Annotated in this window: 16 protein-coding genes, 3 tRNA genes and 2 pseudogenes; 10 read left to right on the top strand and 11 right to left on the bottom strand. The window is 68.4% G+C overall.

Annotated features, from left to right (window positions below; translation table 11 throughout):
• Positions 1 to 80: 80 nt before the first annotated feature.
• Positions 81 to 224, top strand: a pseudogene (locus tag AC1DGC_RS09105) (ribonuclease T); the annotation flags it as partial.
• A gap of 167 nt (positions 225 to 391) precedes the next feature.
• A pseudogene (locus AC1DGC_RS09100) lies at positions 392 to 529 on the top strand (ribonuclease T); the annotation flags it as partial.
• Positions 530 to 698: 169 nt separating this feature from the next.
• Here the strand turns inward: AC1DGC_RS09100 and AC1DGC_RS09095 are convergent.
• The 3 genes from AC1DGC_RS09095 to AC1DGC_RS09085 all read right to left on the bottom strand — a co-directional run bounded on the left by AC1DGC_RS09095 (position 699) and on the right by AC1DGC_RS09085 (position 6,001).
• Positions 699 to 3,623, bottom strand: a complete 2,925-nt coding sequence (locus tag AC1DGC_RS09095; RefSeq protein ID WP_478047808.1) for a two-component regulator propeller domain-containing protein — start codon at positions 3,621 to 3,623, stop codon at positions 699 to 701.
• Positions 3,624 to 3,872: 249 nt separating this feature from the next.
• On the bottom strand, positions 3,873 to 5,276 hold the full coding sequence (locus AC1DGC_RS09090; RefSeq protein WP_478047697.1) for an ATP-binding protein: 1,404 nt from the start codon (positions 5,274 to 5,276) through the stop codon (positions 3,873 to 3,875).
• The gene (locus AC1DGC_RS09085; protein WP_259204255.1) at positions 5,273 to 6,001 is read right to left on the bottom strand and encodes a response regulator; all 729 of its coding nucleotides are present in this window, start codon (positions 5,999 to 6,001) and stop codon (positions 5,273 to 5,275) included. The genes AC1DGC_RS09090 and AC1DGC_RS09085 overlap by 4 nt, the downstream gene beginning before the upstream one ends.
• A 201-nt stretch (positions 6,002 to 6,202) precedes the next feature.
• Here AC1DGC_RS09085 and AC1DGC_RS09080 point away from each other — a divergent pair, with 201 nt between their 5' ends.
• Genes AC1DGC_RS09080 through AC1DGC_RS09070 form a run of 3 tightly spaced genes read left to right on the top strand, consistent with a single transcriptional unit; the run spans position 6,203 to position 10,853 of the window.
• Positions 6,203 to 7,450: an efflux RND transporter periplasmic adaptor subunit gene (locus AC1DGC_RS09080; RefSeq protein ID WP_394164820.1), complete on the top strand. Its 1,248-nt coding sequence runs from the start codon at positions 6,203 to 6,205 to the stop codon at positions 7,448 to 7,450.
• Positions 7,447 to 9,417, top strand: coding sequence for a MacB family efflux pump subunit (locus tag AC1DGC_RS09075; RefSeq protein ID WP_259204249.1), 1,971 nt, complete (start codon positions 7,447 to 7,449; stop codon positions 9,415 to 9,417). The genes AC1DGC_RS09080 and AC1DGC_RS09075 overlap by 4 nt, the downstream gene beginning before the upstream one ends.
• A gap of 2 nt (positions 9,418 to 9,419) precedes the next feature.
• Positions 9,420 to 10,853: an efflux transporter outer membrane subunit gene (locus tag AC1DGC_RS09070; protein WP_259204248.1), complete on the top strand. Its 1,434-nt coding sequence runs from the start codon at positions 9,420 to 9,422 to the stop codon at positions 10,851 to 10,853.
• 365 nt (positions 10,854 to 11,218) lie between these two features.
• Here the strand turns inward: AC1DGC_RS09070 and rlmB are convergent, their stop codons facing one another.
• The 3 genes from rlmB to rnr all read right to left on the bottom strand — a co-directional run bounded on the left by rlmB (position 11,219) and on the right by rnr (position 15,161).
• Positions 11,219 to 11,965 carry a 23S rRNA (guanosine(2251)-2'-O)-methyltransferase RlmB gene (gene rlmB / locus AC1DGC_RS09065; protein ID WP_259204247.1) on the bottom strand — a complete coding sequence of 249 codons (747 nt, stop codon included), beginning with the start codon at positions 11,963 to 11,965 and terminating at the stop codon, positions 11,219 to 11,221.
• 162 nt (positions 11,966 to 12,127) lie between these two features.
• Entirely contained in the window at positions 12,128 to 12,589 is a 462-nt protein-coding gene (locus tag AC1DGC_RS09060; protein WP_259204241.1) for a GFA family protein, read from the bottom strand.
• A gap of 106 nt (positions 12,590 to 12,695) precedes the next feature.
• A complete protein-coding gene (gene rnr, locus AC1DGC_RS09055; protein WP_478047696.1) occupies positions 12,696 to 15,161 on the bottom strand; it encodes a ribonuclease R in 2,466 nt (821 codons plus the stop codon).
• Positions 15,162 to 15,289: 128 nt separating this feature from the next.
• Between rnr and AC1DGC_RS09050 the strand changes: the two genes are divergently transcribed.
• Positions 15,290 to 15,376 (top strand) — tRNA-Leu (locus tag AC1DGC_RS09050).
• 68 nt (positions 15,377 to 15,444) lie between these two features.
• Here the strand turns inward: AC1DGC_RS09050 and AC1DGC_RS09045 are convergent.
• Positions 15,445 to 16,131: a glutathione S-transferase family protein gene (locus AC1DGC_RS09045; protein WP_478047695.1), complete on the bottom strand. Its 687-nt coding sequence runs from the start codon at positions 16,129 to 16,131 to the stop codon at positions 15,445 to 15,447.
• 154 nt (positions 16,132 to 16,285) lie between these two features.
• Between AC1DGC_RS09045 and AC1DGC_RS09040 the strand changes: the two genes are divergently transcribed.
• Positions 16,286 to 16,372: transfer RNA gene (locus AC1DGC_RS09040), tRNA-Leu, on the top strand.
• Positions 16,373 to 16,560: 188 nt separating this feature from the next.
• Positions 16,561 to 16,647 (top strand) — tRNA-Leu (locus AC1DGC_RS09035).
• Positions 16,648 to 17,372: 725 nt separating this feature from the next.
• Here AC1DGC_RS09035 and emrB read toward each other — a convergent pair.
• The 4 genes from emrB to AC1DGC_RS09015 are packed head-to-tail and all read right to left on the bottom strand — an operon-like array spanning position 17,373 to position 22,092.
• Entirely contained in the window at positions 17,373 to 18,959 is a 1,587-nt protein-coding gene (gene emrB, locus AC1DGC_RS09030) for a multidrug efflux MFS transporter permease subunit EmrB (protein ID WP_394164824.1), read from the bottom strand.
• A 7-nt stretch (positions 18,960 to 18,966) separates the two neighbouring features.
• Positions 18,967 to 20,148: a multidrug efflux MFS transporter periplasmic adaptor subunit EmrA gene (emrA, locus tag AC1DGC_RS09025; protein ID WP_394164825.1), complete on the bottom strand. Its 1,182-nt coding sequence runs from the start codon at positions 20,146 to 20,148 to the stop codon at positions 18,967 to 18,969.
• 10 nt (positions 20,149 to 20,158) lie between these two features.
• Positions 20,159 to 21,652, bottom strand: coding sequence for an efflux transporter outer membrane subunit (locus AC1DGC_RS09020; protein WP_259204221.1), 1,494 nt, complete (start codon positions 21,650 to 21,652; stop codon positions 20,159 to 20,161).
• The gene (locus AC1DGC_RS09015; RefSeq protein ID WP_259204981.1) at positions 21,649 to 22,092 is read right to left on the bottom strand and encodes a MarR family winged helix-turn-helix transcriptional regulator; all 444 of its coding nucleotides are present in this window, start codon (positions 22,090 to 22,092) and stop codon (positions 21,649 to 21,651) included. Before AC1DGC_RS09015 ends, AC1DGC_RS09020 begins: the two co-directional genes overlap by 4 nt.
• Before the next feature lie 147 nt (positions 22,093 to 22,239).
• Between AC1DGC_RS09015 and AC1DGC_RS09010 the strand changes: the two genes are divergently transcribed.
• On the top strand, positions 22,240 to 23,121 hold the full coding sequence (locus AC1DGC_RS09010; RefSeq protein WP_259204218.1) for an AraC family transcriptional regulator: 882 nt from the start codon (positions 22,240 to 22,242) through the stop codon (positions 23,119 to 23,121).
• Between the two features lie 58 nt (positions 23,122 to 23,179).
• On the top strand, positions 23,180 to 25,423 hold the full coding sequence (gene parC / locus AC1DGC_RS09005; RefSeq protein WP_394164826.1) for a DNA topoisomerase IV subunit A: 2,244 nt from the start codon (positions 23,180 to 23,182) through the stop codon (positions 25,421 to 25,423).
• The last annotated feature ends 313 nt before the right edge of the window (positions 25,424 to 25,736 follow it).

Here is a 25,736-nt window from a genome sequence, read left to right as displayed (position 1 = left end):
GCCTGCACATCCCCCATCGCGCGCAGCCGACCAACGGTCGGCTCTACCGGTGTATCGATCACCGCGCGCAGCCGGCCACGGTCTATGGCCAGACCGTGCTCTTACCCGCGGCCACCGCCGCGGGCCTGGGCTGGGATGCCGACGACGCGCACAGCGCGGTGTGCGACACCGAACAGAACGCCAAGTCGTTCTGCACCATCGCCGTCGCGTGGCCGCGACCATAGAGCCGACCGTTGGTCGGCTGCTCTTCAGCCCCAACCGCCTGCACATCCCCCATCGCGCGCAGCCGACCAACGGTCGGCTCTACGGGTGTATCGATCATCGCGCTCAGCCGACCAACGGTCGGCTCTACCGGTGTATCGATCACCGCGCGCAGCCGAGCACGGTCTGTGGCCAGACCGTGCTCTTACCTGCGGCCACCGCCGCGGGCCTGGGCTGGGATGCCGACGAGGCGCACAGCGCGGTGTACGAGACCGAGCAGAACGTCAAGTCGTTCTGCACCATCGCCGTCGCGTGGCCGCGACCGTAGAGCCGACCGTTGGTCGGCTGCTCTTCAACGCCAACCGCCCGCACATCCCCCATCGCGCTCAGCCGACCAACGGTCGGCTCTACGGGTGTATCGATCATCGCGCGCAGCCGACCAACGGTCGGCTCTACGGATGTATCGATCACTGCGCGCAGCCGGCCAACGGTCGGCTCTACCCGATTGCGGTGCGGTCCCGTCCCTCGCTCTTGGCGCGGTACAGCGCACGGTCGGCGCGCTGGTAGAGCAGCATCGGGGTGCGGTCGGCGGCATCCAGTTCGACCAGGCCGGCGCTGAAGGTCACCTTCAGGCCCGGCACGCCGGCCCAGTCCGGATGGTCATGGAACAGCCCGCGCAGGCGCGCGCAGACCTGCGCCGCTTCCGCCAGGCGGGTGTCGTTGAGCAGCAGGGTGAACTCTTCGCCACCGGTACGCGCCGGCATGTCCGAGTCGCGACAGGCCGAGGCGATCACCCGCGCCACTTCAACCAGCACCACGTCGCCCACGCTGTGGCTGTGCTGGTCGTTGACCTCCTTGAAGTGGTCGATGTCCAGCACCACCAAGCACAGCGGATGGCCACTGCGCTGCGAGCGGGCGAAATCGCGGGCCAGCGCCTCGTCGAATGCGCGCCGGTTGGGCAGCCCGGTCAACGCGTCCTCGCGCGCCTGGCGCCCGAACTGCTCGGCCTGCACCGCCAGGCGGTCGGCCAGTTCGGTCTTTTCCTGGTTCAGGGCCTGCAGGTTGACCGTCTGCGCCTGCAGGTCGCGGGTGGCCTCGTCCACCATCCGCGCCAGGCGGATGTTGCTGGCCTTGTAGCGGTTGATCAGGTAGCGGTACAGCGCGACCAACCCGGCCAGCAACAGCAGGGCGGCGATCGCCTGCACGCTGCGGCGCTGCCACAGGAATGGTTCGACGGTGAACTCCCACACCGCTTCGCTGTCGCTCCAGCTACCGCCCGGATGGGCCGCCGATACGTGCAGGGTGTAGTCGCCGGGCGGCAGGCCGATGAACTCCACGCTGCGCTGCTGGCCGCGCTCGATCCAGCCGTTGTCCAGGCCGGCCAGGCGGGTGCGGTAGCGGATCCGCTCGGACATCAGGTAGCTCAGGCCGACATAACTCACGCTGAGCCGGCGCCCACCGGGAATGCGGTTGTGGTCGCTGCCCTGCCAATGCAGCGGCTTGCCATCCACCAGCACGTTCTCGATCACCGCCGGCGGGGCGAGGCGCTCGCGGAAGCGCTGCAGGCGCAACGGGTCGACCATGCTCAGGCCACCGGCGGTGACCACCCAGAACGTGCCGTCCTGACGCAGCAGCGCCGACGGCCCGGAACTGCCGTTGGCCTGCGAGTTGGCCATGCCGTCGATTTCGTTGTAATGCTCCACCTCGACCCGCTTGGCGCGGCCATCGGCGACCTGGTTGAGCATGGCCATGTCGGTGCGCAGCACGCCCCGGTTGCTGCTGATCCAGACATTGCCGACCCGGTCGGGCACCAGCTGGAAGACCGTGTCCACCGGCATCCCCTGCTCCAGGCCGACCCTCGCCAGCGTGCCGTCTTCCCAGCGGTACAGGCCGCGATCACTGCTGATCCACATCGCATCGCCGATCTGCTGGAAACCGAACACGCTGCGCCCGCCTCCCAGCGGGGCCAGGTCGATGCTCTGCACGTGGTCGCCGCGCAGCACCTTGATGCCTTCGATGGTGCCGATCCACAACGCGCCATCGGCGTCGTGCGTCATCGCCGTGATCAGTCCACCGGGCATCCCCGGCAGGTCGGGCACGTGCACGCCGCTGCGGTCGATCCGCACCACGCCCTTCTGGGTGCCGGCCCACACCGCGCCGGCGCGGTCCACGCTCATCGCGCGGATGTTGCCGCCGGGCAGGCCATCGGCCGTGCCGTAGATGCGCAGCGTGCGCCCGTGGGAGTCCAGGCGGAACACGCCATCGCCGAAGGTGCCCACCCACAGGTCGCCGTCGTGGTCCTGGGCCAGGCTCAGCACCGAGGGAGTCTTGCCGCCACTGTTGTGCAGCCGTACCGGCACGAACCGGCCCTGCGCATCGCGCCGGTCCAGGCCGTTGGCGCTGCCGATCCACAGTTGCCGGTCCTGGTCCTCCAGCACCGTGCGCACGTAGTCGCCGCTGAGCCCATCGCGCTCGGTGAAGCTGCTGAACAAGGTCTCGCGCAAGCGGTACAGGCCGCCGTTGGCGCCCACCCAGATGCTGCCTTCGGCGTCTTCGCGCAGGCTCACCACCCGCCCTCCGGGCAGCGACAGCCCGTTCGGCAGGCGCTCGAGCCCATGCCGCGACAAGCGCAGCAGGCCCTGGTTCTCGGTGCCCAGCCACAGGTCGCCGTGCCGGTCCTGCAGCATCGCGGTGATATGCATCACCCCGGGCAGGCGGTGCTGCAGCTGCGGCAGGCCGTCCTGCATGCGGTAGACGCGCTCGCCGGCCACGATCCACATCACCCCGTCGGGCGCGCGGTACGGCCACACCAGGCCGCGGCCCAGCCCGAAGCTCTCCGGGGCGCGGCGCAGCACGCCGTCGTTGTCGCGCACCACCAGGCCATCCAGCGTGCCCACCCAGACCCGGTCCTGCGCATCCACCACCAGCTTGGTGAAGCTCATCGCCATCGGCACGTCCGCCGGTGGCTTCTGGTACTGGAAGGTGCCGTCCGCGCCGAGGCTGCCGATGCCCTGGCCCTCGTAGAGCAGCCACAGGCGCCCGTGGCTGTCCATCTGCATCGCCTGGATCAGGACCTCCGGCGCGCCCGGGGCATGTTCGAACACCTGCCAGCGCCCGTCGGTGCCGCGCCGGGTGACGTTGCCGCGCGAGTCGCTGATCCACAGCGCACCGGCGCGATCGACGAACAGCGCGCCCACGCCGTTATCGCGCAGGCCCGGCTTGGTGCTGCGGTCGAAGACGGTGAAATCCAGGCCGTTGTAGCGCACCAGGCCTTCCCACGTGGCGAACCACAGGTGGCCTTCGGGCGTCTGCGCGATGTCGCGCAGCGAGTTGTGCGGCAGGCCGTTGCGCGAGGTCCACACGTCGATGGCGTAGTCGCGCAGCGGCGGTGGCCCGTCCTGGGCCGACAGCGGCCAGGACATCAGCCCGCACAGGCACAGCCACAGCAACGCCGCGCCGACGCGCTGCAAGACCTTTCGTTGTGCCGGCCGCCACCGGCTACCGCCTCCCCCTTGGCCCATCGATCAGGACCAGCCGGGGTGGGCAGGACAGCAGGCAACAGGCGGCGATGCACTCCAATGGCAACCGACGGGCAAAGACGCGCTCATGCAGGACAACGCGGTGGGGTTGCCCATAGTAGGCAAAACCGCACCACTTTGTGTCCACGTCGTTCAGGCGTGGCGGGCGCCGCTGGCCCGCAGGCTGGCCGGCCACTCCACCACCGCCTCCAACCCGCCCTTCGGGTGGTTGCGCAGCTTCAGCCGGGCACCGTCCTTCTCGGCCAGCGCGCGGGCGATGGTCAGGCCCAGGCCGGCACCGCCGGTCGCGCGCGAGCGCGAGGTCTCCAGCCGCACGAACGGGTCGAACACCGCCTCCAGTTCGTCCTCGGCCAGGCCCGGGCCGCTGTCGCGGATGCGCACCACCACCTTGTCCGCGTCCTGCTCCACGCTGACCCGGGCCGATTGGCCGTAGGTAACCGCGTTGTCGACCAGGTTGGAGAACAACCGGTGCATGGCCAGCGGGCGCAGCATCAGCACCGCCCCGCTGGGCCGGTCGAAGCGCACGTCGGCACCGGCTTCCACCGCGTCCTCCACGATGCTCTCCAGCAGCGAATCCAGGTCCAGCGCGGCGCGCTGCTCGGCGCTCTCGGCACTCCGGGCCAGCTCCAGGCCCTCGCGGATCAAGGCCTGCATGGCCGCCAGGTCGCCGATCAGGCGCTCGCGCAGGGCTTCATCGCCCACGTTCTCCAGCCGCAACCGCAGTCGGGTCACCGGGGTCTGCAGATCATGGGTGATGGCCGCCAGCATCTGGGTGCGCTCCCCCAGGTGGCGCTGCAGGCGCTTCTGCATGGCATTGAAGGCCTCGGCGGCGCGCCGTACCTCCAGCGGCCCGGTCACCGGCATCGGCGCGCCCTGCAGGTCATCGCCGAGCGCGGCCGCCGCGGCGGCCAGGCGCTGCAGCGGCGCGCTGGCCATGCGCGCGACCACGTAGGCCAGCACCGCGATGGCCAGCACCAGCAGGCTCAGGAACAGCGGGTCGACGGCCAGGATGCCGTTGTGCGCCACCGCCGGCGAATCCAGCGCGAGCTGCAGCGGGGTACCATCGCTCAGGCGCAGCGCCACCATCCGGCACTTGGGCGGGATGAAGGCGGGGTCACTCTCGCGCGGCGGGCCATTGCGCGGCTTCTTCGGGTGCGGCAGCTCGGGCAGCCGCGGCAGGCAGGAGCGGAACGAGGTGAAGGCAACCTGGCTGCTGGCCACCGGCCCGGGGCGGTCGTCCAGCACCTCCATCAGCGCGGTGTCCGGGCGCCCCACCCGCGCGCCGGGCGGCAGCCGCCGCACGCTGGGGCCCCCGCTGTCGAGCAGGCGGTCGCGCAGCTCGGGGTTGCCGTCGAGCATGTTGACGAAGCCCTGCAGCCGGTCGGCGATGCGATTGAGGTTCTGTCGCTCGAACTCCTGCTGCCGCTTGGCGCTGGCCAGCATCGTCGCGCCGATCGCGGCCACGCTCATGCCCAGCAGCAGGATCACGAACAGGCGCCCCACCATCGAGGCGAAGAACCGGCCCAGGCGTCTCATTCCAGGGTCACCGCCGTGGCCAGCACGTACCCTTCATTGCGCACGGTCTTGATCAACCCGTCGCTGCCGCCATCGTCGGCCAGCTTGTTGCGCAGCCGGCTGACCTGCAGGTCGATCGCGCGGTCCTGGGATTCGTAGCTGCGGCCACTGCTCAACGCCACCAGCTGTTCGCGCGAGAGCACCTTGTTGGCGTGCCCCACGAACACCCGCAGCAGCCGGAACTCGGCACCGGACAGGACCACCACGCGGCCATCCGGATCCAGCAGGTGGCGGTGCTCCAGGTCGAAGATCCAGTGCGAGAAGCGCGCGCGCCGGATCGCCAGCGGCTCCAGGTTGGCCGGCAGCGCTTCGGTGCGGCGCAGCACATTGCGGATGCGCGCCAGCAGTTCGCGCGGCTCGAACGGTTTGCCCAGGTAGTCGTCGGCCCCCATTTCCAGGCCCAGCACGCGGTCGATCGGCTCGCTGCGCGCGGTGAGCATGATCACCGGCGTGCTCGAGCGCGCGCGCAGGTCGCGGCACAGGGTCAGGCCATCTTCGCGCGGCAGGTTGAGGTCGAGCACGATCAGGTCCACGTGCTCGCGCTCGAGCACCTGGCGCATGGCCTGGCCATCGCTGGCGGTGCTGACCTGATAGCCGGCACGGCCGAGCTGTTCGGCCAGCAGGTGGCGGATGTCGTGGTCGTCGTCGACGATCAGCAGTCGATGCATCGGATTGAGAGTCTCCATGCGGCCATGATCCCCTGTCGGGAGCTGAACCGCATCCAGTGGTTTGCGTACGCGTGTTTCAAACAAGCCGCTCGACACACAACGACATAAGAAAGCCACGCTGCGGTTACGCCCCGACACATGATGAGTGTTGAGCCAGCGCGGAGGGGTCTTCACAATGCTGACAACGCCGCACGCCGGCCTGCCGAGTAGACGATCATCGTGAAGCCCCGCCTGCCCACCACCCGTCGCGGCCGCCTGCTGCTGTCGATCATCGTCCTTGTCGCGGTGGCCGCGATTGTCGCATGGTACCTGCGCAAGCCGGCTGCCCCGGCCCTGGCCACCACCGCGGTCACCCGTGGCGACATCGAGCAGACCGTGGAAGCCACCGGCGTGATCGATGCCTACAAGCTGGTCAGCGTGGGTGCGCAGGCCTCCGGCCAGATCAAGTCGTTGAAGGTACAGCTGGGCGATACCGTCAAGGAAGGCGACCTGATCGCCGAGATCGACGCCACCACCCAGCAGAACCAGGTGCTCAACGCCCAGGCCACGCTGGACCAGGTCAAGGCGCAGCGCGCGGTGCAGCAGGCCAGCCTGCGCGAAGCCGAGCTGGAGTTCGCGCGCCAGCAGCAGATGCTGGCCGCCGAGGCCACCTCGCGTGCCGAGTACGACGCCGCCGACGCCAAGCTGAAGACCGCCCGCGCGCAGATCCAGTCCTACGACGCGCAGATCAAGGGCCGCGAGACCGAACTGGCCACCGCCCGCGCCACCCTGTCCTATACCCGCATCACCGCGCCCATGGATGGCACCGTGGTCGCCGTGGTCGCCGAGGAAGGGCGCACGGTGAACGCCAACCAGACCGCGCCGACGATCGTGATGCTGGCCCGCCTGGACCTGGTCACGGTCAATGCCGAGGTCTCCGAGGCGGACGTGGTCAAGATCAAGGCCGGCATGCCGGTGTACTTCACCACGCTGGGCGAGCCGGACCGCAAGTACCACGCCACCCTGCGCCAGATCAATCCGGCGCCGGCCTCGATCGCCAACGACAGTTCGTCCAGTTCCAGTGCGTCCAGTTCCAGTTCCAGCAGCGCGGTGTACTACAACGCGTTGTTCGACGTGGAAAACCCGGACGGCAGCCTGCGCATCGACATGACCGCGCAGGTCTCGGTGATGCTCAAGCAGGCCAAGGGCGTGCTGACCATCCCGGCGGTGGCGCTGGGCCCGAAGACCCGCGATGGCCAGTACATGGTGCGCGTGGCCGACGCCGACGGCATGCCGGCCCCGCGCGAGGTCAGGATCGGCATCAACAACGGCGCCACGGCCGAGGTGCTGTCCGGCGTGGAGGAAGGCGAGAAGGTGGTGGTCGGCGAAGGCGGCGCGACCGCGGCCGCGGCCGGCAGTGGCGGCGGCGGTGGCCGCGGCGCCCAGGTCCGCATCGGTGGCCCGGGCATGGGTGGACCGCGTCGATGAGCCCGGCGTCGAAGGACATGCCACTGCTGCGCCTGCGCGACCTGCGCCGCGAGTTTCCCGCCGGCGATGAGACCATCGCCGTGCTGCGCGACGTCAACCTGGACATCGCCGCCGGCGAGATCGTCGCCATCGTCGGCCAGTCCGGCTCCGGCAAGTCCACCCTGATGAACATCCTCGGCTGCCTGGACCGCCCCACCCGCGGCAGCTACCAGGTGGCCGGCCGCGAGACCGGCAGCATGCTGCCGGATGAGCTGGCCGAACTGCGCCGCGAGCATTTCGGCTTCATCTTCCAGCGCTATCACCTGCTCGGCGACCTCGACGCGCGCGGCAACGTGGAGGTGCCGGCTGTGTATGCCGGCAGCCCCGCCCCCGTGCGCACCGCGCGCGCCGAACAGCTCCTGCAGCGGCTGGGCCTGGGCGATCGCATGCAGCACAAGCCCGGCCAGCTTTCCGGTGGCCAGCAGCAGCGCGTGTCGATCGCACGGGCGCTGATGAACGGTGGCGAGGTGATCCTGGCCGACGAGCCGACCGGCGCGCTGGACACCCGGTCCGGCGAGGAAGTGATGGGCATCCTCGGCGAGCTGCATGCCGAAGGCCACACCATCATCATCGTCACCCACGACATGAGCGTGGCCGAGCACGCCCAGCGCATCATCGAGATCCGCGACGGTGAAATCATCGCCGACCGCGCCAACCCCAACGCACCGACCTATCGCGCCCAGCGCGACGCCACCGTGGCCGCCGGCAAGGGCCACAGCTGGCGCGCCGCGCGCGACCGCTTCACCGAGGCATTCCGGATGGCCTTGCTGGCGATGAATGCCCATCGCCTGCGCACGTTCCTGACCATGCTGGGCATCATCATCGGCATCGCCTCGGTGGTCTCGGTGGTGGCCCTGGGCAATGGGTCGCAGCAGCAGATCCTGCAGAACATCAGCGCGCTGGGCACCAACACCATCGACGTCTACTCCGGGCGCGGCTTCGGCGACATGCGCTCGGCGCGCGTGCAGACCCTCAAGGCCAGCGATTCGGACGCGCTGGCACGGCAGAGCTATGTGGACAGCTCCACCCCGAGCGTCTCCTCCTCGGTCACCGCGCGCTACCGCAACCAGTCGGCCACCGCGCAGGTAAGTGGCGTGGGCGAGCAGTTCTTCCGGGTCAAGGGCGTCACCCTCAGCCAGGGCAGCTTCTTCGATGGCGATGCGGTCAAGGGCCTGGCCCAGGTGGCGGTAATCGACGAGAACACGCGCACCCAGTTCTTCCCCAACGGCGCCGATCCCATCGGCCAGGTGATCCTGCTCGGCAACGTGCCGGTACGGGTGATCGGCGTGGCGCAGCGACAGAGCTTCGGCTTCGGTGGCAGCACCAGCCTGGGCGTGTGGGTGCCTTACACCACGGTGATGTCGCGCATGCTCGGCCAGAGCTATGTATCCAGCATCACCGTGCGCGTGGATGACAGCACGCCGATGGATGCAGCGCAGGCGGCGATTTCCAAGCTGCTGATCATGCGCCACGGCACCGAGGACTTCTTCCTCAGCAACAGCGCCGAGATCCGCGAGACCATCGAGCAGACCACCCGCACCATGACCCTGCTGATCAGCGCGATCGCCGCGATCGCGCTGCTGGTGGGCGGCATCGGGGTGATGAACATCATGCTGGTGTCGGTGACCGAGCGCACCCGCGAGATCGGCGTGCGCATGGCCGTGGGCGCGCGACAGAGCGACATCCGCCAGCAGTTCCTGATCGAGGCGGTGCTGGTGTGCCTGCTCGGCGGCCTGCTCGGCGTGGGCCTGTCGCTGCTGGTGGGCTGGCTGTTCGGCAAGTTCGCCCCGGATTTCCAGATGGTGTACTCGACCGCGTCGATCGTCGCGGCCTTCGCCTGCTCCAGCCTGATCGGCGTGGCGTTCGGCTTCCTTCCGGCGCGCAATGCCGCCCAACTTGATCCCGTGGAGGCGCTGGCGCGCGAATGATGATGGTCCTTTCTCCGCTTACCCTCGCCCGCCTTCGCCCACTGGCCCTGGCCTGCGCCACCACGCTGGCGCTCGGCGCCTGCGTCAGCACCGGGCACTACCAGGTCGATGCACCGACCGTGCCGGCCGGCTACGGGCGGGGCGATGCGGCACGCAACGCCCCCACCGAAACCGTGGACGCGCTGCCGCATGCCGCCAGCACCGATGTGCGTGACGACCCCTGGTGGCACCAGTTTGGCGACCCGGGCCTGGACCGGGTGGTCGAGCGCGCCCTGGCCGCCAACACCGACCTGGCCTCGGCCGGGCTGGCCGTGCAGCGCGCACGCCTGCAGGCCGGGCTGGCCGACAACGCCTTGTGGCCGCAGCCCGGCGGCAGCGTCGGCAGCAACGGCAGCCGCGCCATCGACCAGCGCGCCGACTGGAGCCGTAACAGCTCGGCCAGCGTGTCCCTGCAGTGGGAAATCGACCTGTGGGGCCGCCTGCGCACCCAGCGCGACATCGCCCAGTGGGAGGCGCAGGCGCGTGAGGAAGACCTGCAGAACACCGCGTTGCTGGTGGTCGGCGATGTGGCCACGCAGTACTGGACGCTGGCCTTCCTCAACCAGTCGATCACCGCCGGCCAGGCCAACCTGGCCCGCCTGGAGCGCACCCGGCAACTGGTCCAGGCGCGCTTCGACGCCGGCGCGGTGTCGCGCCTGGAGGTCCGCCAGGCCACCCAGAGCCTGGAAGCGCAGCGCGCCGCGCAGAGCGCGCTGGAGCAGCAGCGCGTGGCCAGCCGCAATGCCCTGACCGTGCTGCTGGACGGGCAGCCGTGGCCACTGGACGAAGAGCCGCAGCAACTGCGTGATGGTGGCCGCCCGGTCGTGGCCGAAGGCCTGCCGGCCGACCTGCTCGGGCGGCGACCGGACCTGCGCGCGGCCGAGCTGCGGCTGCGCAACAGCCTCAAGACGATCAAGGTGACCGCCACCCAGTACTACCCCGCGCTGAGCCTCACCGGCAGCGTCGGCAGCGGCGCGACGTCGTTGTCCAACGTGCTGGAAAACCCGGTCGCCACGCTGGGCGCCGGCCTGTCGCTGCCGTTCCTCAACATCCGCCAGGCGCAGTTGAACACGCGCATGGCCGGCACCGACTACCAGATCGCGGCCAACGAGTTCCGTCGCACGCTGTATACCGCGCTGTCGGAGGTGGACAACGCGCTGTCGGCCCGCGAGCAGTTCGCGCGCCAGGTGGCCTCGTCGCAGGCGTCGTATGACGAGGCGGTGGAGATCGAGCGGATGTACGAAGTGCGTTACCGCGTGGGTGCCACCGACCTGCGCACCTGGCTGGAAGCGCAGCAGACCCGCCGCGACGCGGAGCTGTCGCTGGCCTCGGTGAAGCAGAAGCAGCTGATCAACGATGTGACGCTGTTCAAGGCGCTGGGCGGCAGCGCGGGGTAACCGTAGAGCCGACCGTTGGTCGGCTGCTCTACGCGCAGGTCTTCAGCCGACCAACGGTCGGCGCTACGTATCGGGTCTTCAGCCGACCAACGGTCGGCTCTACATACCGGGTCTGCAGCCGACCAACGGTCGGCGCTGCGTATCGGGTCTTCAGCCGACCAACGGTCGGCGCTACGTACCGGGTCTGCAGCCGACCAACAGTCGGCGCTACGTATCGGGTCTGCAGCCGACCAACGGTCGGCGCTACGTATCGGGTCTGCAGCCGACCAACGGTCGGCGCTACGTATCGGGTCTGCAGCCGACCAACGGTCGGCGCTACGTATCGGGTCTTCAGCCGACCAACGGTCGGCGCTACCGGCGCGCGGTTACAGACCGCGCTGGCGGACGGCTTCGAACAGGCTCACGCCGGTGGCGACGGAGACGTTCAGGCTTTCAATGTCGCCCGGCATCGGGATCTTGACCAGGCTGTCGCAGTTTTCGCGGGTGAGGCGGCGCAGGCCGTCGGCTTCGCCGCCCAGCACCAGCGCCACGTTGCCCTTCAGGTCGATCGAATACAGCGAGGCGGTGGCTTCGCCGGCCAGTCCGTAGATCCACACCCCCAGCTTCTGCAGATCCTTCAGGCAACGCGACAGGTTGGTCACCGCCACCACCGGGATGCGATCGGCGGCACCGGCCGAGGTCTTGCGCACGGTGGCGTTGACCGTCGCGGACTTGTCCTTGGGAATGATCACCGCGGTGGCACCGGCGGCAGCCGCGCTGCGCAGGCAGGCGCCCAGGTTGTGCGGGTCCTGCACCTCGTCGAGCACCAGCAGCAGGGCCTTGCCCTCGGCGGCCTCGACCAGGCCTTCCAGCTCGTTTTCGCTATAGGTACGTGCGGCCTGGTAACGCGCGGCAACGCCCTGGTGGCGCACCGAGCCGCCCACGCCGTCCAGCGCCTGGGTGTTGACCTTGCGCACGTCGATGCCCTTGCGCCGCGCATTCTCTTCGATCTCGACCAGCCGCGGATTCTTCGCGCTGGCTTCGATCAGCACCTCGCGGACGTTCTCGGCATCGTTCTCGATCGAAGAGGCGACGGCGTTGACGCCGACGATCCACTGGCTTTGCTTGCTCATTGCGGGGGCACGACCGGTACAGGGGGTGGTAATGGTAGAGCATCAAGGCCCGCCCTGCCCTGCCGGGCGTTCACTCCCGGCCGCGCAGGGACCGCTGCCCCCTCCGCGCCGGCCGCGTCCGCGGGCGCCCACGCGCCCCGGCCAGGCCCTGCCCGCCCCTCATCATGGCGTGTCATGGTCAGGGTGCTGGTGCGAGACCAGGCCCTGCAGCAGCGTCATTTCCGGATCGTCCTCGTCGCGGATCACGGCCAGGGCGCCCAGGCCGTCCACGAACGGCAGCTTGCTCTCCACCCCGTACTGCACGGTCGGCGGCAAACGGGCCGGCGCATCGAAGGCCCCGGCGGCGATGGCCATGCCGTCGGGCGCCTCGTAGGTCAACGGCGTGCCGCAGTCCGCGCAGAAACCGCGCTTGACCAGGTTGGACGAGGCGAACCGGCGTGGCTCGCCCCGGGTCCAGCGGAAATCGACCTGGCGCACCGACACCAGCGGTGCGTAATAGGCACCGAACGCCTTCTGGCACATCCGGCAGTGGCAGATCGAACTGTCGGTCAGCGCACCGCGCACATGGAAGCGGACCGCGCCGCACTGGCAGCCGCCGCTGTACTGGGGGGTGTCGTCGGGCATGGCATGCGCTCCGATCGGTGTGTGCAGGGTGCGGCCCAAGCGGATGCCGACCCAGGGTCGGCACCGGCACGGGCGGGGTACCGGCCGGAGCCGGTACGCGCGTCGGTCAGTACTTCTGCTTCTGGCGCTTGGCGGGCTGGCCGCGCGGCGGCAGCTCGGCCACCTCGTCGTCCTTTTCCTCGACCAGGCGGAAGTCGATCTTGCGCTCCTCCATGCTGGCCTTGAGCACCAGGATGCGCACCCGGTCACCCAGGCGGTAGGCCTTGCCGCGGCGTTCGCCGCTGAGGGTCTTGCGGGTAGCGTCGAACTGGTAATAGTCGTGCGGGAGCTGGGTCACGTGGACCAGGCCGTTGACCTTGGATTCGTCCAGTTCCACGAACAGGCCGAAGCTGGTCACGCCACTGATCACGCCTTCGAACTGACCGCCGACGTGCTTTTCCATCCACGCCGCGCGGTAGCGCTCGTCGACTTCGCGCTCGGCCTCGTCGGCGCGGCGCTCACGCTCGGAACACTGCAGCGCCAGTGCGGCCATCTCGCGTGCCGCGTAGGTGAACTTCTCCACCGGCGCGCCGCTGAGGGCATGCTTGATCGCGCGGTGCACCAGCAGGTCGGGGTAGCGACGGATCGGCGAGGTGAAGTGGGCGTAGGCGTCCAGCGACAGGCCGAAGTGGCCCTGGTTGTCCGGCGAATACACCGCCAGGCTCTGGCTGCGCAGCAGGACCGATTCCAGCAGTGCCGCATCCGGGCGCTCGCGCACCTTCTTGAGCAGCTTGGTGTAATCGCCCGGCTGCACCTTCGACCACGGCGGCAGGCTCAGCTTGAATTCCTTGAGGAACTCCAGCAGGTCGTCGTACTTGGCTTCCGGCGGCTTGGCATGGTCGCGGAACGGCGCCGGCACCTGCTTGTGCAGCAGGTAACGGGCGGCCTGCACGTTGGCCGCGATCATGCATTCTTCGATCAGCTTGTGCGCATCGTTGCGCACCAGCATGCCGGCCTGGGTGACCTCACCGGTGTTGTCGAGCACGAAGCGCACTTCAGACGACTCGAACTCGATCGCGCCGCGCTTGGTGCGCGCCTTGGCCAGCACCTTGTACAGCTGGTGCAGGCGCTCGACCTGCGGCAGCACCGCGGCGATCTGGTTGCGCACGGCCGTGTCGTTCTCGCCGACCGCCTGCCAGACCTGGGTGTAGGTCAGGCGGGCGTGCGAATTCATCACCGCCTCGTAGAAGCGCGAATGGACCACCTCGCCCTCGCGGCTCACCTGCATGTCGCAGACGAAGCACATGCGGTCGACCTTGGGCATCAGCGAGCAGATGCCGTTGGAGAGAGTCTCCGGCAGCATCGGCACCACGAAGCCCGGGAAGTACACCGAGGTGGCGCGCTTCTGGGCTTCATCGTCCAGCGGGGTGCCGGGGCGCACGTAATTGGATACGTCGGCGATGGCCACAACCAGGCGGAAGCCGTCGGCATTGGGTTCGCAATAGACCGCGTCGTCGAAGTCCTTGGCATCCTCGCCATCAATGGTCACCAGCGGCGTACTGCGCAGGTCCACGCGGCCGCCGATCATCGACGGCTCCACCACCAGCGGCACCGCCGAGGCCTCGTTGAGCACCTCCTGCGGGAACTCGAACGGCAGCTCGTGGCCATGGATCGCCGTTTCCACGATCAGCGAAGCGGTCAGCTTGTCGCCGAGCACCGCGATGATGCGGCCGATCGGCGGGCGCCGCGTATCCGGCGCCTGGGTCAGCTCGCAGACCACCAGCTGGCCGTCGCGGGCATCGCCGGTCTGGTCGGGCGGGATCTGCACATTGCGCTGCACGCGCTTGTCGTCGGGGACCACGTAATTGATGCCGAACTCGACGCTGAAGCGGCCGATCAGGCGGGTCATGCCGCGCTCGAGCACGCGGGCGATGCTGCCCTCGCGACGGCCACGACGGTCGATGCCGGTGACGTTGGCCAGCACGCGGTCGCCATGCATGACCTTGCGCATTTCATACGGCGGCAGGAACAGGTCGTCGCCGCCCTCCACCGGGCGCAGGAAGCCGAAGCCTTCCGGGTTGGCGATGACCACGCCGGTGATCAGGTTGGTGGCCTGCACCGGGGCGAAGCCGCCGCGGCGGTTCTGCACGAGCTGGCCGTCGCGCACCATCGCGCCCAGGCGTTTGCCCAGTGCATCGGCGCGATCCGGTTCGGTCAGGCCCAGGTGGATGCCGATCTCCTCGGCGGTCTGCGGGCCGTCGCAGCGGTCCAGCAGCTGCAGGATCGCCTCGCGGCTGGCGATGGGCTGGGCATAGCGCTCGGCCTCACGCGCCGCATGCGGGTCGATCACGTTCATGTCGGCGGTACTCGGGTGCGGGCGTCGGCGGGTCGGGATCGGCGCGCCGGTGTCCGGCTTCGGGCCGCCGCGCTTGCCGCCCCGCGGCGGCGCCGGGGTGTTCATCGATTCGGGCATCCACGGTGGCAGCTTGCCGGCCTTCTTGGCGGCAGCGCGGGGCTTGCCCGACGGACCGGCAGCCTGGGGCGCCGGGGACTTGGGGGCTTTCGCGCCCCGGGTCGGTTTCTTTGGTTTCATTGGCCTCCATGGTAACCGCTGATGGTGTGCAGAACCGGTCTAGGCGGATGCGGATGCAGGTTTGTGAAGAAATTTAACAAAAGCGTTGACAAGCCCCGGCGGCATCGCCACAATTCTCCTCCTGAGTCGCCCAGGTGGCGGAATTGGTAGACGCACTAGCTTCAGGTGCTAGCGGGGGCAACTTCGTGGAGGTTCGAGTCCTCTCCTGGGCACCATGACTCAGACAATGATCAAACCCGCGCAAGCGGGTTTTTTCGTTTCTGCCCTCCCGAAACCGCGCGGATCAGGCCTGCGGGTCGTAGTAGCGGCGGGCCAGCCCCGCCCGTCCCGGGAAGTACTTGAACCACGGGCGGGCCGCATCGACCACCGCGGCCACGTCCGCATGCGCCATCAACCGCTCTACGTACGCCGACAGCGCGGCATGCGCGTCGGGCAACGGCACGTAGGCCACGGCATAGAACAGGGCGGGCGCCGCGGCGCAGTCGGCCAGGGTGAACGCCTCGCCCGTCAGCCAGCGCCGCCCCTCGAGCTGGCGATCCAGCAATGCGTAACTTTTGAGCAGGGTTGCCCGCGCCGCCGCCGTGGCCTGCGCATCCCCCTGCGCGTCCGGCTGCAGCAGCGTGGCGGTCAGCGCCTGCATCGGGGTCATGACGTAGAAGTCGCAGAACCGGTCCCAGAACCTCACCGCCAGCGCCTGCGCCGGATCCGCTGGAATCAGCCACGCACCGTCGGCGGCATGGTGGAGCTGGAGGTACTCGATGATGATGCTGGTCTCGCCGATGGGCGTGCCCTGCTCGATCAGCAGCGGCATCTTGTCCAGCGGCCACAGTGCCCGGAATGCCGCGCGCTCGACCGGGTCGCCGAGGTTCAACAGGCGCGTGTCCAGCGCGACGCCGAGTACGCCGGCGGCGATGAGCACCTTCTGGCAGCACGAAGACAGCGGGTGGAAGTGCAGGATCGGGGTGTCCATGGGAACGCCTTGCTGCGGGGTACGACGAGTATTTTGAGTGGCCGCATGCGGGGTCAAGCCGCGCCGCGGCAGCGCTGGCGCCACCCGGTGTCGATAGCGGGCCAGAATGCATTGACAGTGCTGCAATGCTTCCGCATAATTCGCCTCCTGAGTCGCCCAGGTGGCGGAATTGGTAGACGCACTAGCTTCAGGTGCTAGCGGGGGCAACTTCGTGGAGGTTCGAGTCCTCTCCTGGGCACCATGACTCAGACAATGATCAAACCCGCGCAAGCGGGTTTTTTCGTTTCTGGCGTTGGCTGACGTTGGACTGGGACGCCATGCCTCACGCGGCATGTGGAGCGGCGAAGCAGCGTCGCGCCAGCATCGAAATTTCCCGCGAAATGCTGTTGACACAATTTTAGTTCTCCCGCAGAATTCTCCTCCTGAGTCGCCCAGGTGGCGGAATTGGTAGACGCACTAGCTTCAGGTGCTAGCGGGGGCAACTTCGTGGAGGTTCGAGTCCTCTCCTGGGCACCATGACTCAGATAATGATCAAACCCGCGAAAGCGGGTTTTTTCATGTCTGGGGTTTGGGGTTTGTTTCTTTTTTTTAGAAGCCAAGGCCAGAGCCTGGAGCCAGAGCCTAGAGCCAGTGCGTTGCGTTTGTGCCTGCGCCGGGCTGGGCGGGGATGTGTGGGTTCGCGGGACACGCCGTGAATCCATCCGTGGAGGCTCGCGTACGCCATCCATGGCGTACGACGGTCCCGCGAACCCACACACCCCCGCCCCAGACAGTGGGCCGGTGGCCAACGTACAAGACCTAACGCGGTAGAGCCGACCGTTGGTCGGCTGCCTTGCTGCCTCGCTACTTGCTGCCTCGCTACTTGCTGCCTGTTGCCTGTTGCTTTGCTGCTTTGCTGCTTTGCTGCCTGCTACTTTGCTGTTGGGCTGTTGGGCTGTTGGGTTGTTGAGCTGTTGGGCTATTGGCCGTTCGCTCTTCGTCGCGCACCGACTCACTTTCAAGGGCGGGTACGGGTGGGTTGGCGGGACCGTAGAGCGCCATGGATGGCGCGAACGAGCCTACAGGGACGTACTCGCGGCGTGTCCCGCCAGCCCACCCGTACCCGACCAAGCCACGAGACATACAGACGATGCGCTGTTGCTCTGCTGTTGCTCTGCTCCGCTCTGCACGTGCTCTTCGCAGCCAACATGAAAAAAAACCCCGTCTTTCGACGGGGTTTTTCGTTTCAGCTCACCTGCGGATCAATGCCCGCCGGCGGACGCCGCGCCCGCGCCTGCGCCGAACGGTGGTTTGGCCAGCCACAGGAAGGCGATGATCGCCAGGAAGATCCAGCCCAGCAGGAAGAAGATGTCGTTGAAGCCCATCTGCGATGCCTGGTGGTTGATCATGTTGTTGAGCACGGCCGCGCCATGCTGCAGGTCGCCCTGCCCCATCGCCGCCACCTGGTCCTGCATGCCCGGCTGGTAGGCCGAGATGTGCTCGGTCAGGTCGGCGTGGTGTACCTGGGTCCGGCGCGCCCACAGCCAGGTCGTCAACGACGCCGCGAAGCTGCCGCCCAGCGTGCGCAGGAAGGTGGCCAGGCCCGAACCCGCCGCGATCTCGCGACCGTCCAGGTCCGACAGCAGGATCTGCAGCACCGGCATGAAGAACAGCGCAACGCCAATGCCCATGATCAGCTGGACGCCGGCCACGTGCGCGTAGTCCACCTGCAGGTTGAAGTCCGAGCGCATGAAACTGGTGAAGGACAGGAACACGAACGCGAACGAGGCGATCATGCGCATGTCGAAACGCGAGGCGTACTTGCCCACGAACGGCGTCATGATCACCGGCAGGATGCCGATCGGCGCCGTCGCCAGGCCCGCCCAGATCGCGGTATAGCCCATGTCGCGCTGCAACCATTGCGGGATCAGCAGCGAGACGCTGAAGAATGCCGCGTACGCCACCACCATCGCCAGCGTACCGGCGCGGAAATTGCGGTGGCGGAACAGCTTCAGGTCGACGATCGGGTCCTTGTCGGTCAGCTCCCAGATCAGGAACACCGCCAGTGCCACCACCGCCACGCAGGCCAGCACCACGATCTTGGTGGAGGAGAACCAGTCTTCGTCGTTGCCCAGGTCGAGCACCAGCTGCAATGCGCCCACGCCGACCACCAGGGTGATCAGGCCGACGTAATCCATCTTCGGCTTCTCGATCTGCTCGGGGCGGCCCTTCAACTGGCTGCCCACCACCATCGCGGCGAAAATGCCCAGCGGCACGTTGATCAGGAAGATCCATTCCCAGCTGTAGTTGTCGGTGATCCAGCCGCCCAGGATCGGGCCGCAGATCGGCGCGACCACCGTGATCATCGCCAGCAGCGCCAGCGCCTGCCCCCGTTTCTCGCGGGGGTAGATCGAGACCAGCAGCGACTGCGTGATCGGATACATCGGGCCGGCCACGAATCCCTGCAGCGCGCGCGACAGCACCAGCATGCCCATGCTCTGGGCCAGGCCGCACAGCAGCGAGGTGACCACGAAGGCCAGCGTCGCCCAGACGAACAGCTTGCGTTCGCCGAAGCGACGGCTCAGGAAGCCGGTCAGCGGCAGCGCGATCGCGGTGCTGACCGCGAACGAGGTGATGACCCAGGTGGCCTGCTGCGAACTGGCGCCGAGGTTGCCGGCGATGGTCGGCAGCGAGACGTTGGCGATGGTGGTGTCGAGCACCTGCATGAACGAGGCCATCGCCAGGCCGACGGTGCACAGGGCCACGCTGGGCGGCAGGAAACCGGCGGCCGCACCTGGCGCCGACGGTGCGCCCGGGGTGCCGGGCGCGGCGGGAGCTTGTGCGGACATGGCGGCCTCAGTTCGCCTTGGCCTGCTGCGGCAGGTTGCCCTGGATGATCGTATGGATCACGTCATCGGCGCTGTGCAGCTGCTTGGCGTAGACGTCGGTGTCGAACACCTGGCCCTTGGCGAACTGCGTCGGCAGCACGGTGCCCTTCTGGTCGCGCAGGCTCACTTCGGCCTTGATCGACAGGCCGATGCGCAGCGGGTGCTCGGCCAGCTGCTTGGGATCGATGGCGATGCGCACCGGCACGCGCTGCACGATCTTGATCCAGTTGCCGCTGGCATTCTGCGCCGGCAGCAGCGAGAACGCCGAGCCGGTGCCCAGGCCGAGGCTGTCGATGCGGCCCTTGTAGGTGACGTCACCGCCGTACAGGTCCGAGCGCAGCTCCACTTCCTGGCCCAGGCGCATGTGGCGCAACTGGGTTTCCTTGAAGTTGGCTTCCACCCACATCTGGTCGGTGGGCACCACCGCCATCAGCGCGGTACCCGGCTGCACGCGCTGGCCAACCTGCACCGAACGACGGGCGATATACCCGCTGACCGGGGCGACGATGCCGGCGCGGGCGTTGTTGAGGTACGCCTGGCGCAGCTGCGCGGCGGCGGCCTGCACGTCCGGCTGGGTGGCAATCACGGTGTCATCGACCAGCGCATTGCTGCGCTCGAAGGTTTCGCGCGAACCGGCCACGGCCGCTTCTGCACCGGCCAGTTCGTCGCGGGCGTGCGCCAGCTCTTCGTTGGAGATCGCGCCGGTGGCAGCCAGGTCCTTGCGGCGGTTGAAGTCCTCGCGGACGCGCTTCAAGGTCACCTGGCGGGCGTTCAGATCCGCCTGCGCGCCTTCGACGCTGCGATACAGGCCGCGGGTCTGGCGCACGGTCTTGGCCAGGTTGGCTTCGGCCTGCTGCAGTGCCACTTCGGTGTCGGCCGGGTCCAGCTGCACCAGCAGCTGGCCGCGCTCGACGCGCATGCCGTCATCGGCGTTGATGGCCACCACGGTACCGGCCACCAGCGGGGTGATCTGGACCTGGTTGCCCTGCACGTAGGCATCGTCGGTGTCTTCGAACCAACGGCCGAACATGAAGTACCACAGCGCCAGCGCGGCCAGCAGCAGCACCACGATGACCAACAGGCCGCGCAGCAGCTTGCCGCGACGGGACGGAGCTGCCGGGGCGGCAGCGGGAGCGGATGTCTGGCTCATGGGAGGCGTCTCAGGAATGCGTGGAATCAGGGGCGGTGGCGAGCGTGGCGGTGTCGCCGGACGGGGTGAACCCACCGCCCAGCGACTGGCTCAGCCGTACCGAAACAAGGATCTGGCGGGACTGCAGTTCGGCCAGCCGCTGCTGGGACACCAGCAGCTGCTCTTCGACCACCAGCACTTCAAGGTAGCTGCCGATGCCGGCGCGGTAGCGCTGCTCGGCCAGGTCGTGGGCGGCGCGGGCGGTATCCACCGCCTGCTGCTGCGCGGCGGCCTGGCTGGCCAGCGAGCGCACCGCATTGACCTGGTCGGCGACGTCGCGCAGCGCGTTGACCACCGACTGGTTGTAGTCGGCCACGGCCAGGTCGTACTGCGCGTCGGTCTTGTCCAGGTTGGCGCGCAGGCGGCCGCCATCGAAGATCGGCAGGCTCAGCGCCGGGCCCAGGAAGGCGAAGGTGGAGCCGCTCTTCAGCAACTGGTCCACTTCACTGGAGACCACCCCGCCGAGGGCCGTCAGGTTGAGGCTCGGGTAGAACTGCGCCTTGGCCGCGTGGATCTGGCGGTTGGCCGCCTCCACGCGCCAGCGCGCCGCCACGATGTCCGGGCGCCGGCCAAGCAGCGCGCTGGGCAGCACGCCGGGCAACTGCAGCGCCAGCGGGCTGAGTACGCGCGGGCGCTCGATCTGCAGGCCACGGTCCGGCCCCTGCCCGACCAGCGCGGCCAGCGCGGTGCGGGCCTCGTCGATCTGCTGCTGGGCGGCCTGTTGCTGCTGCTGCGCGGCCGGGATGCGGGCTTCGGCCTGGCGGGTCTGCAGGTCGCTGTCGATGCCGGCTGCGCGCCGTTGCCGGGTCAGGTCCAGGGTCTTCTGCGAGCGCCCGAGCTCTTCGCTGGCCACGTCGAGCAGCGTGTAGGCATAGCCCAACTGCGCATACGCCTCGGCGATCGCGGCGGACAGGTTCAGGCGTGCGGCCTGTGCATCCACTTCGGCGGCATGGCCGCTGTCCACGGCCGCTTCCCAGGCGGCGCGCTTGCCGCCCCACAGGTCGATGCCATAGCTGAAGCTGAGATAGGCCTGGCCGCTGCCGGCATAGCTGCCCCCCAGTTCGTCGCCGACCATCGATTCGGGCAGGCGCACGCCGGTGTAGCCGCCGGAGGCGGACAGGCTGGGCAGCCGCTCGGCATGGGCGGTGCCGATCTGGGCGCGGGCCTGGCGCAGGCGCGCATCGGCCGCATCCAGGCCCGGGTTGCGCTGCAGGCCTTCGGCAATCAGCGCGTCCAGCTGGGGGTCGCCCAGCGCGCGCCACCAGTCGGTGGCCGGCCAGCCGGGCTGGCTCAGGCCGTCGGCGGCCAGGGTGCGCTGGGTCTGCAGGCTGTCGGCGTCGAGCAGCGTGGCCTGCGGTTGCAGGCCGCGGCTACTGGCGCAGGCGGCCAGCGCCAGGGCCAGCACGGACACCAGCACCGGGCGCAGCGGACGCAGCGGGGAAGTGCGATCAGGGGAGGAGGTCATGGCGTAATCAGCGAGTCACGTACACGGGTCATGAGGGAAAGCAGCTGCGCGCGCTCGTCGGAGGACAAGTCGCGCATCGCGTCGTCGATGGTCTGGTCGCCGCGCTGCTTCAGCCGGGCCCACAACTGGCGGCCTTCTTCAGTCAATACGATCTGCAACGCCCGCCGGTCCTGGGCATGCGGCTCGCGCCGCACGCAGCCCATGGCTTCCAGCTTGTCCAGCAGGCGGGTCACCGCGCTGGGCACCTGGTCCAGGGCCTGGGCCAACTCGTTGGCGGTGCACGGGGCCTTCACCGAGAGCACCTTCAAGCCGAGGTAGTGGGTGAACCCAATGCCGAGGTTTTCCTCGGCCATCGACGTGTCGAGCTGACGGACCAGGCCGTCGCGCACCTGGCGCAACAGCAGCCCGAAGCTGGGAGGAGTGGATTCAGGGCAGATCATCATGGGGGCGCACTTTACTTCCAGAAAATATATTTCTCAATGGAAATATTTAATCTGGAACCAAATGCTGTGTTGCAACATCCAGAACAATGCGGAGGTGGCTACCTTAAGGGCCCATTCCGGTGGCCCGGTATTACAATCTGGACAATGAATAACGTTTTCAGGCCAGAGGACGCCGTTGCCCTCCCCCCTGCCCAGGTGCGGCACGACGTGCTGGACTGGCTCGAACGCGACGACGGCCTGGCCGTGCTGGGCTTCCAGATCGAGAGCGCGCGCGGGCTGGACCGCGAAATCGACTGGCACCAGCACCGCCGGGCGCAGCTGATCAGCGTCGAGGCCGGCCTGCTCAACATCCGCACCCGCCACGGCAACTGGTCGCTGCCGCCCGGCTGTGCCGGCTGGATGCCGCCCGGCGAGCCCCACACGGTGGGCATTTCCGGTCCGCTGCGCGGGTGGGGCCTGATCGTCTCGGCCGAGATGGCCCACGACCTGCCCGACCAGCCTTGCGTGGTGGCCATCTCCGACCTGCTGCAGGCGCTGGCCGTGCGGGTGACCCGCTGGGCGCCGGCGGCCGCGGCCGACCTGCGCCAGCAGCACATGATCGAGGTGCTCCTGGATGAGATCCGCAACGCGCCGCGCCAGCGCATGCACCTGCCGATGCCGCAGGACCGCCGCCTGCTGCGGATCGCCTCGCAGCTGATCGCCAACCCGGCCGACGGCCGCAGCCTGGAACAATGGGCGCAGTGGGCCGGGTTGTCGCCGCGTACACTGACCCGGCACTTCCGCGACGAGACCACGCTCAGCTTCGCCCAGTGGCGCCAACAGGCCCGCCTGGCCGACGGTCTGCGCCGGTTGTCCGATGGCCGCAGCGTGTCCGATATCGCGCACGCGCTGGGCTTCAGCAGCCCCAGCGCCTTCGTGACGGTGTTCCGCCGCCACTTCGGCTGCCCACCCGGGCGCTACCTGGCACGCAACGGCCAGCCCCTCAATCCAACGCGCGGCTTGGCATCCCCGGCCGCATCCGGATAATCGACCGCCTGCGAGGGCGACAGCCGTCGCCGTCCCTTGCCACAGGTAACAATCCCGCATGACCGATCTTGCCCGCCCCGCCTTCCACGGCTTTGAACAGCTGCCCCTGCGCGAGTACGCCGAACGGGCGTACCTGGACTATTCGATGTACGTGGTGCTCGATCGCGCACTGCCGTTCATCGGCGACGGCTTGAAGCCGGTGCAGCGCCGCATCATCTATTCGATGAGCGAGCTGGGCCTGAATGCCGCCTCCAAGCCGAAGAAGTCCGCGCGTACCGTGGGTGATGTCATCGGTAAGTACCACCCGCACGGCGACAGTGCCTGCTACGAAGCGCTGGTGCTGATGGCCCAGCCATTCTCCTACCGCTACCCGCTGATCGAAGGCCAGGGCAACTTCGGTTCCACCGACGACCCGAAGTCGTTCGCGGCGATGCGCTACACCGAATCCAAGCTCACCCCGATCGCCGAAGTGCTGCTGGGCGAAATCAACCAGGGCACCACCGACTGGACCCCGAACTTCGACGGCACTCTGGAAGAGCCGACCTGGATGCCGGCGCGCCTGCCGCACCTGCTGCTCAATGGCACCACCGGCATCGCCGTGGGCATGGCCACCGACGTGCCGCCGCACAACCTCAACGAGATCGTCAGCGCGCTGCTGCACCTGCTGGACGATCCGGACGCGACCGTGGCCGACCTGTGCGAGCACGTCAAGGGCCCGGACTACCCGAGCGCGGCGGAGATCATCACCGCGCCGGCCGACCTGCGGAACATGTACGAAACCGGCTACGGCAGCGTGCGTGCGCGCTCGACGTTCTTCAAGGACGGCAGCAACATCGTCATCAACGCGCTGCCCTTCCAGGTTTCGCCGTCGAAGGTGATCGAGCAGATCGCCGCCCAGATGCGCGCCAAGAAGTTGCCGTGGCTGGAAGACATCCGCGACGAGTCCGACCACGCCAACCCGGTGCGGGTGGTGCTGGTGCCGCGCTCCAACCGCGTGGATGCCGACCAGCTGATGGGCCACCTGTTCGCCACCACCGACCTGGAGCGCAGCTACCGGGTCAACCTCAACGTGATCGGGCTGGACGGGCGTCCGCAGGTGAAGAACCTGAAGATGCTGCTCAGCGAGTGGCTGCAGTTCCGCGGCACCACCGTCACCCGCCGCCTCAACCATCGCCTGCAGAAAGTGGAGCGCCGCCTGCACCTGTTGGAAGGCCTGCTGGTGGCGTTCCTCAACCTGGATGAAGTGATCCACATCATCCGCACCGAGGACGAACCCAAGGCCGCGCTGATCGCGCGCTTCACGCTGAGCGACGACCAGGCCGAATACATCCTGGAAACCAAGCTCAAGCAGCTGGCCCGCCTGGAAGAAATGAAGATCCGTGGCGAGCAGGACGAACTGGCCAAGGAGCGCGACAAGATCCTGGCCATCCTGGACAGCAAGGCCAAGCTGAAGAAGCTGATCCGCGACGAACTCACCGCCGATGCGAAGAAGTTCGGCGACGCGCGCCGTTCGCCGCTGGTGCAGCGTGGTGCCGCGCAGGCGATCGACGAAACCGAGCTGGTGCCGAGCGAGCCGATGACCGTGGTGCTCTCGGAAAAGGGCTGGATCCGCGCGGCCAAGGGCCACGACATGGACCCCTCCACCCTCTCCTACCGCGAGGGCGATGCGCTGCTGGGCTCGGTGCGTGCGCGCAGCACGCAGCAGGTGGCCTTCCTGGACAGCGAAGGGCGCGCCTACTCCACGCTGATCCACACCCTGCCCTCGGCACGTGGCAACGGCGAACCGCTCACCGGCCGCTTCTCGCCGGCGCCGGGCAGCCAGTTCCTGACCCTGGCCAGCGGCGAGAACACCACCCGCTTCGTGCTGGCCTCCACCCACGGGTATGGCTTCGTCACCCGCTTCGAGAACCTCACCGGGCGCAACAAGGCCGGCAAGGCGATGCTCAACCTGACGTCCGGCTCGAAGGTGCTCACCCCGGCGGTGGTCGCCAATCCGGAAACGGACCGCATCGTGGCGGTGACCAGTTCGGGCAACCTGCTGGCGATCGCCGCCAGCGACCTGCCGGAACTGGACAAGGGCAAGGGCAACAAGATCATCGACATCCCCAAGGCCAAGCTCGCCACCGAGCGCGTGGTCGCGGTGGTCTCGGTCGGCCCGGGCAACACGCTGCTGGTGCGCAGCGGCACGCGCACCATGAACCTGTCGTTCAAGGACCTGGAGACCTACCTGGGCACGCGCGCCACGCGTGGCCACCTGCTGCCGCGCGGCTGGCAGAAGGTGGAAGGGTTGGCGGTGGAATGACCGCAAGCTAACAGCGCAGATGAAAAAACGGCCGGGGAAACCCGGCCGTCCGCGTTCCCCACACCCCCACTGCGTTGCGCCGGGCTCTGCCCGGCCGCATCTGCCGCGCGTTGCGCGGTTGCCGGGCAGAGCCCGGCACTACGCTACGTGCCTGGAAAACGAAACAGCCGGGAATCCCCGGCTGTTTCGTTTGTCGGCTGGCTGGCAGTTGCTGGCGGGCGGACGAGGGCTTCTGCAGCGTGCTGGCGAAAGCTGGCTGGCGAGCAGAACCCGATGACGGGGCGGTGGATCGTCACGCATCCAGGACACCGTC

Source organism: Stenotrophomonas sp. 05N37, assembly GCF_056397365.1.
Note: the sequence above shows the minus strand (reverse complement) of the source record. Positions and strands in the feature narration are given on the sequence as shown.

Excerpts from the sequence above, each read along its gene's own strand:
- AC1DGC_RS09095 (WP_478047808.1), bottom strand. The coding sequence starts at position 3,623 with ATGTCCTGGCCGCTGTCGGCCCAGGACGGGCCACCGCCGCTGCGCGAC.
- AC1DGC_RS09090 (WP_478047697.1), bottom strand. The coding sequence starts at position 5,276 with ATGAGACGCCTGGGCCGGTTCTTCGCCTCGATGGTGGGGCGCCTGTTC.
- AC1DGC_RS09085 (WP_259204255.1), bottom strand. The coding sequence starts at position 6,001 with ATGGAGACTCTCAATCCGATGCATCGACTGCTGATCGTCGACGACGAC.
- AC1DGC_RS09075 (WP_259204249.1), top strand. The coding sequence starts at position 7,447 with ATGAGCCCGGCGTCGAAGGACATGCCACTGCTGCGCCTGCGCGACCTG.
- AC1DGC_RS09070 (WP_259204248.1), top strand. The coding sequence starts at position 9,420 with ATGGTCCTTTCTCCGCTTACCCTCGCCCGCCTTCGCCCACTGGCCCTG.
- rlmB (WP_259204247.1), bottom strand. The coding sequence starts at position 11,965 with ATGAGCAAGCAAAGCCAGTGGATCGTCGGCGTCAACGCCGTCGCCTCT.
- AC1DGC_RS09060 (WP_259204241.1), bottom strand. The coding sequence starts at position 12,589 with ATGCCCGACGACACCCCCCAGTACAGCGGCGGCTGCCAGTGCGGCGCG.
- rnr (WP_478047696.1), bottom strand. The coding sequence starts at position 15,161 with ATGAAACCAAAGAAACCGACCCGGGGCGCGAAAGCCCCCAAGTCCCCG.
- AC1DGC_RS09045 (WP_478047695.1), bottom strand. The coding sequence starts at position 16,131 with ATGGACACCCCGATCCTGCACTTCCACCCGCTGTCTTCGTGCTGCCAG.
- emrB (WP_394164824.1), bottom strand. The coding sequence starts at position 18,959 with ATGTCCGCACAAGCTCCCGCCGCGCCCGGCACCCCGGGCGCACCGTCG.
- emrA (WP_394164825.1), bottom strand. The coding sequence starts at position 20,148 with ATGAGCCAGACATCCGCTCCCGCTGCCGCCCCGGCAGCTCCGTCCCGT.
- AC1DGC_RS09020 (WP_259204221.1), bottom strand. The coding sequence starts at position 21,652 with ATGACCTCCTCCCCTGATCGCACTTCCCCGCTGCGTCCGCTGCGCCCG.
- AC1DGC_RS09015 (WP_259204981.1), bottom strand. The coding sequence starts at position 22,092 with ATGATCTGCCCTGAATCCACTCCTCCCAGCTTCGGGCTGCTGTTGCGC.
- AC1DGC_RS09010 (WP_259204218.1), top strand. The coding sequence starts at position 22,240 with ATGAATAACGTTTTCAGGCCAGAGGACGCCGTTGCCCTCCCCCCTGCC.
- parC (WP_394164826.1), top strand. The coding sequence starts at position 23,180 with ATGACCGATCTTGCCCGCCCCGCCTTCCACGGCTTTGAACAGCTGCCC.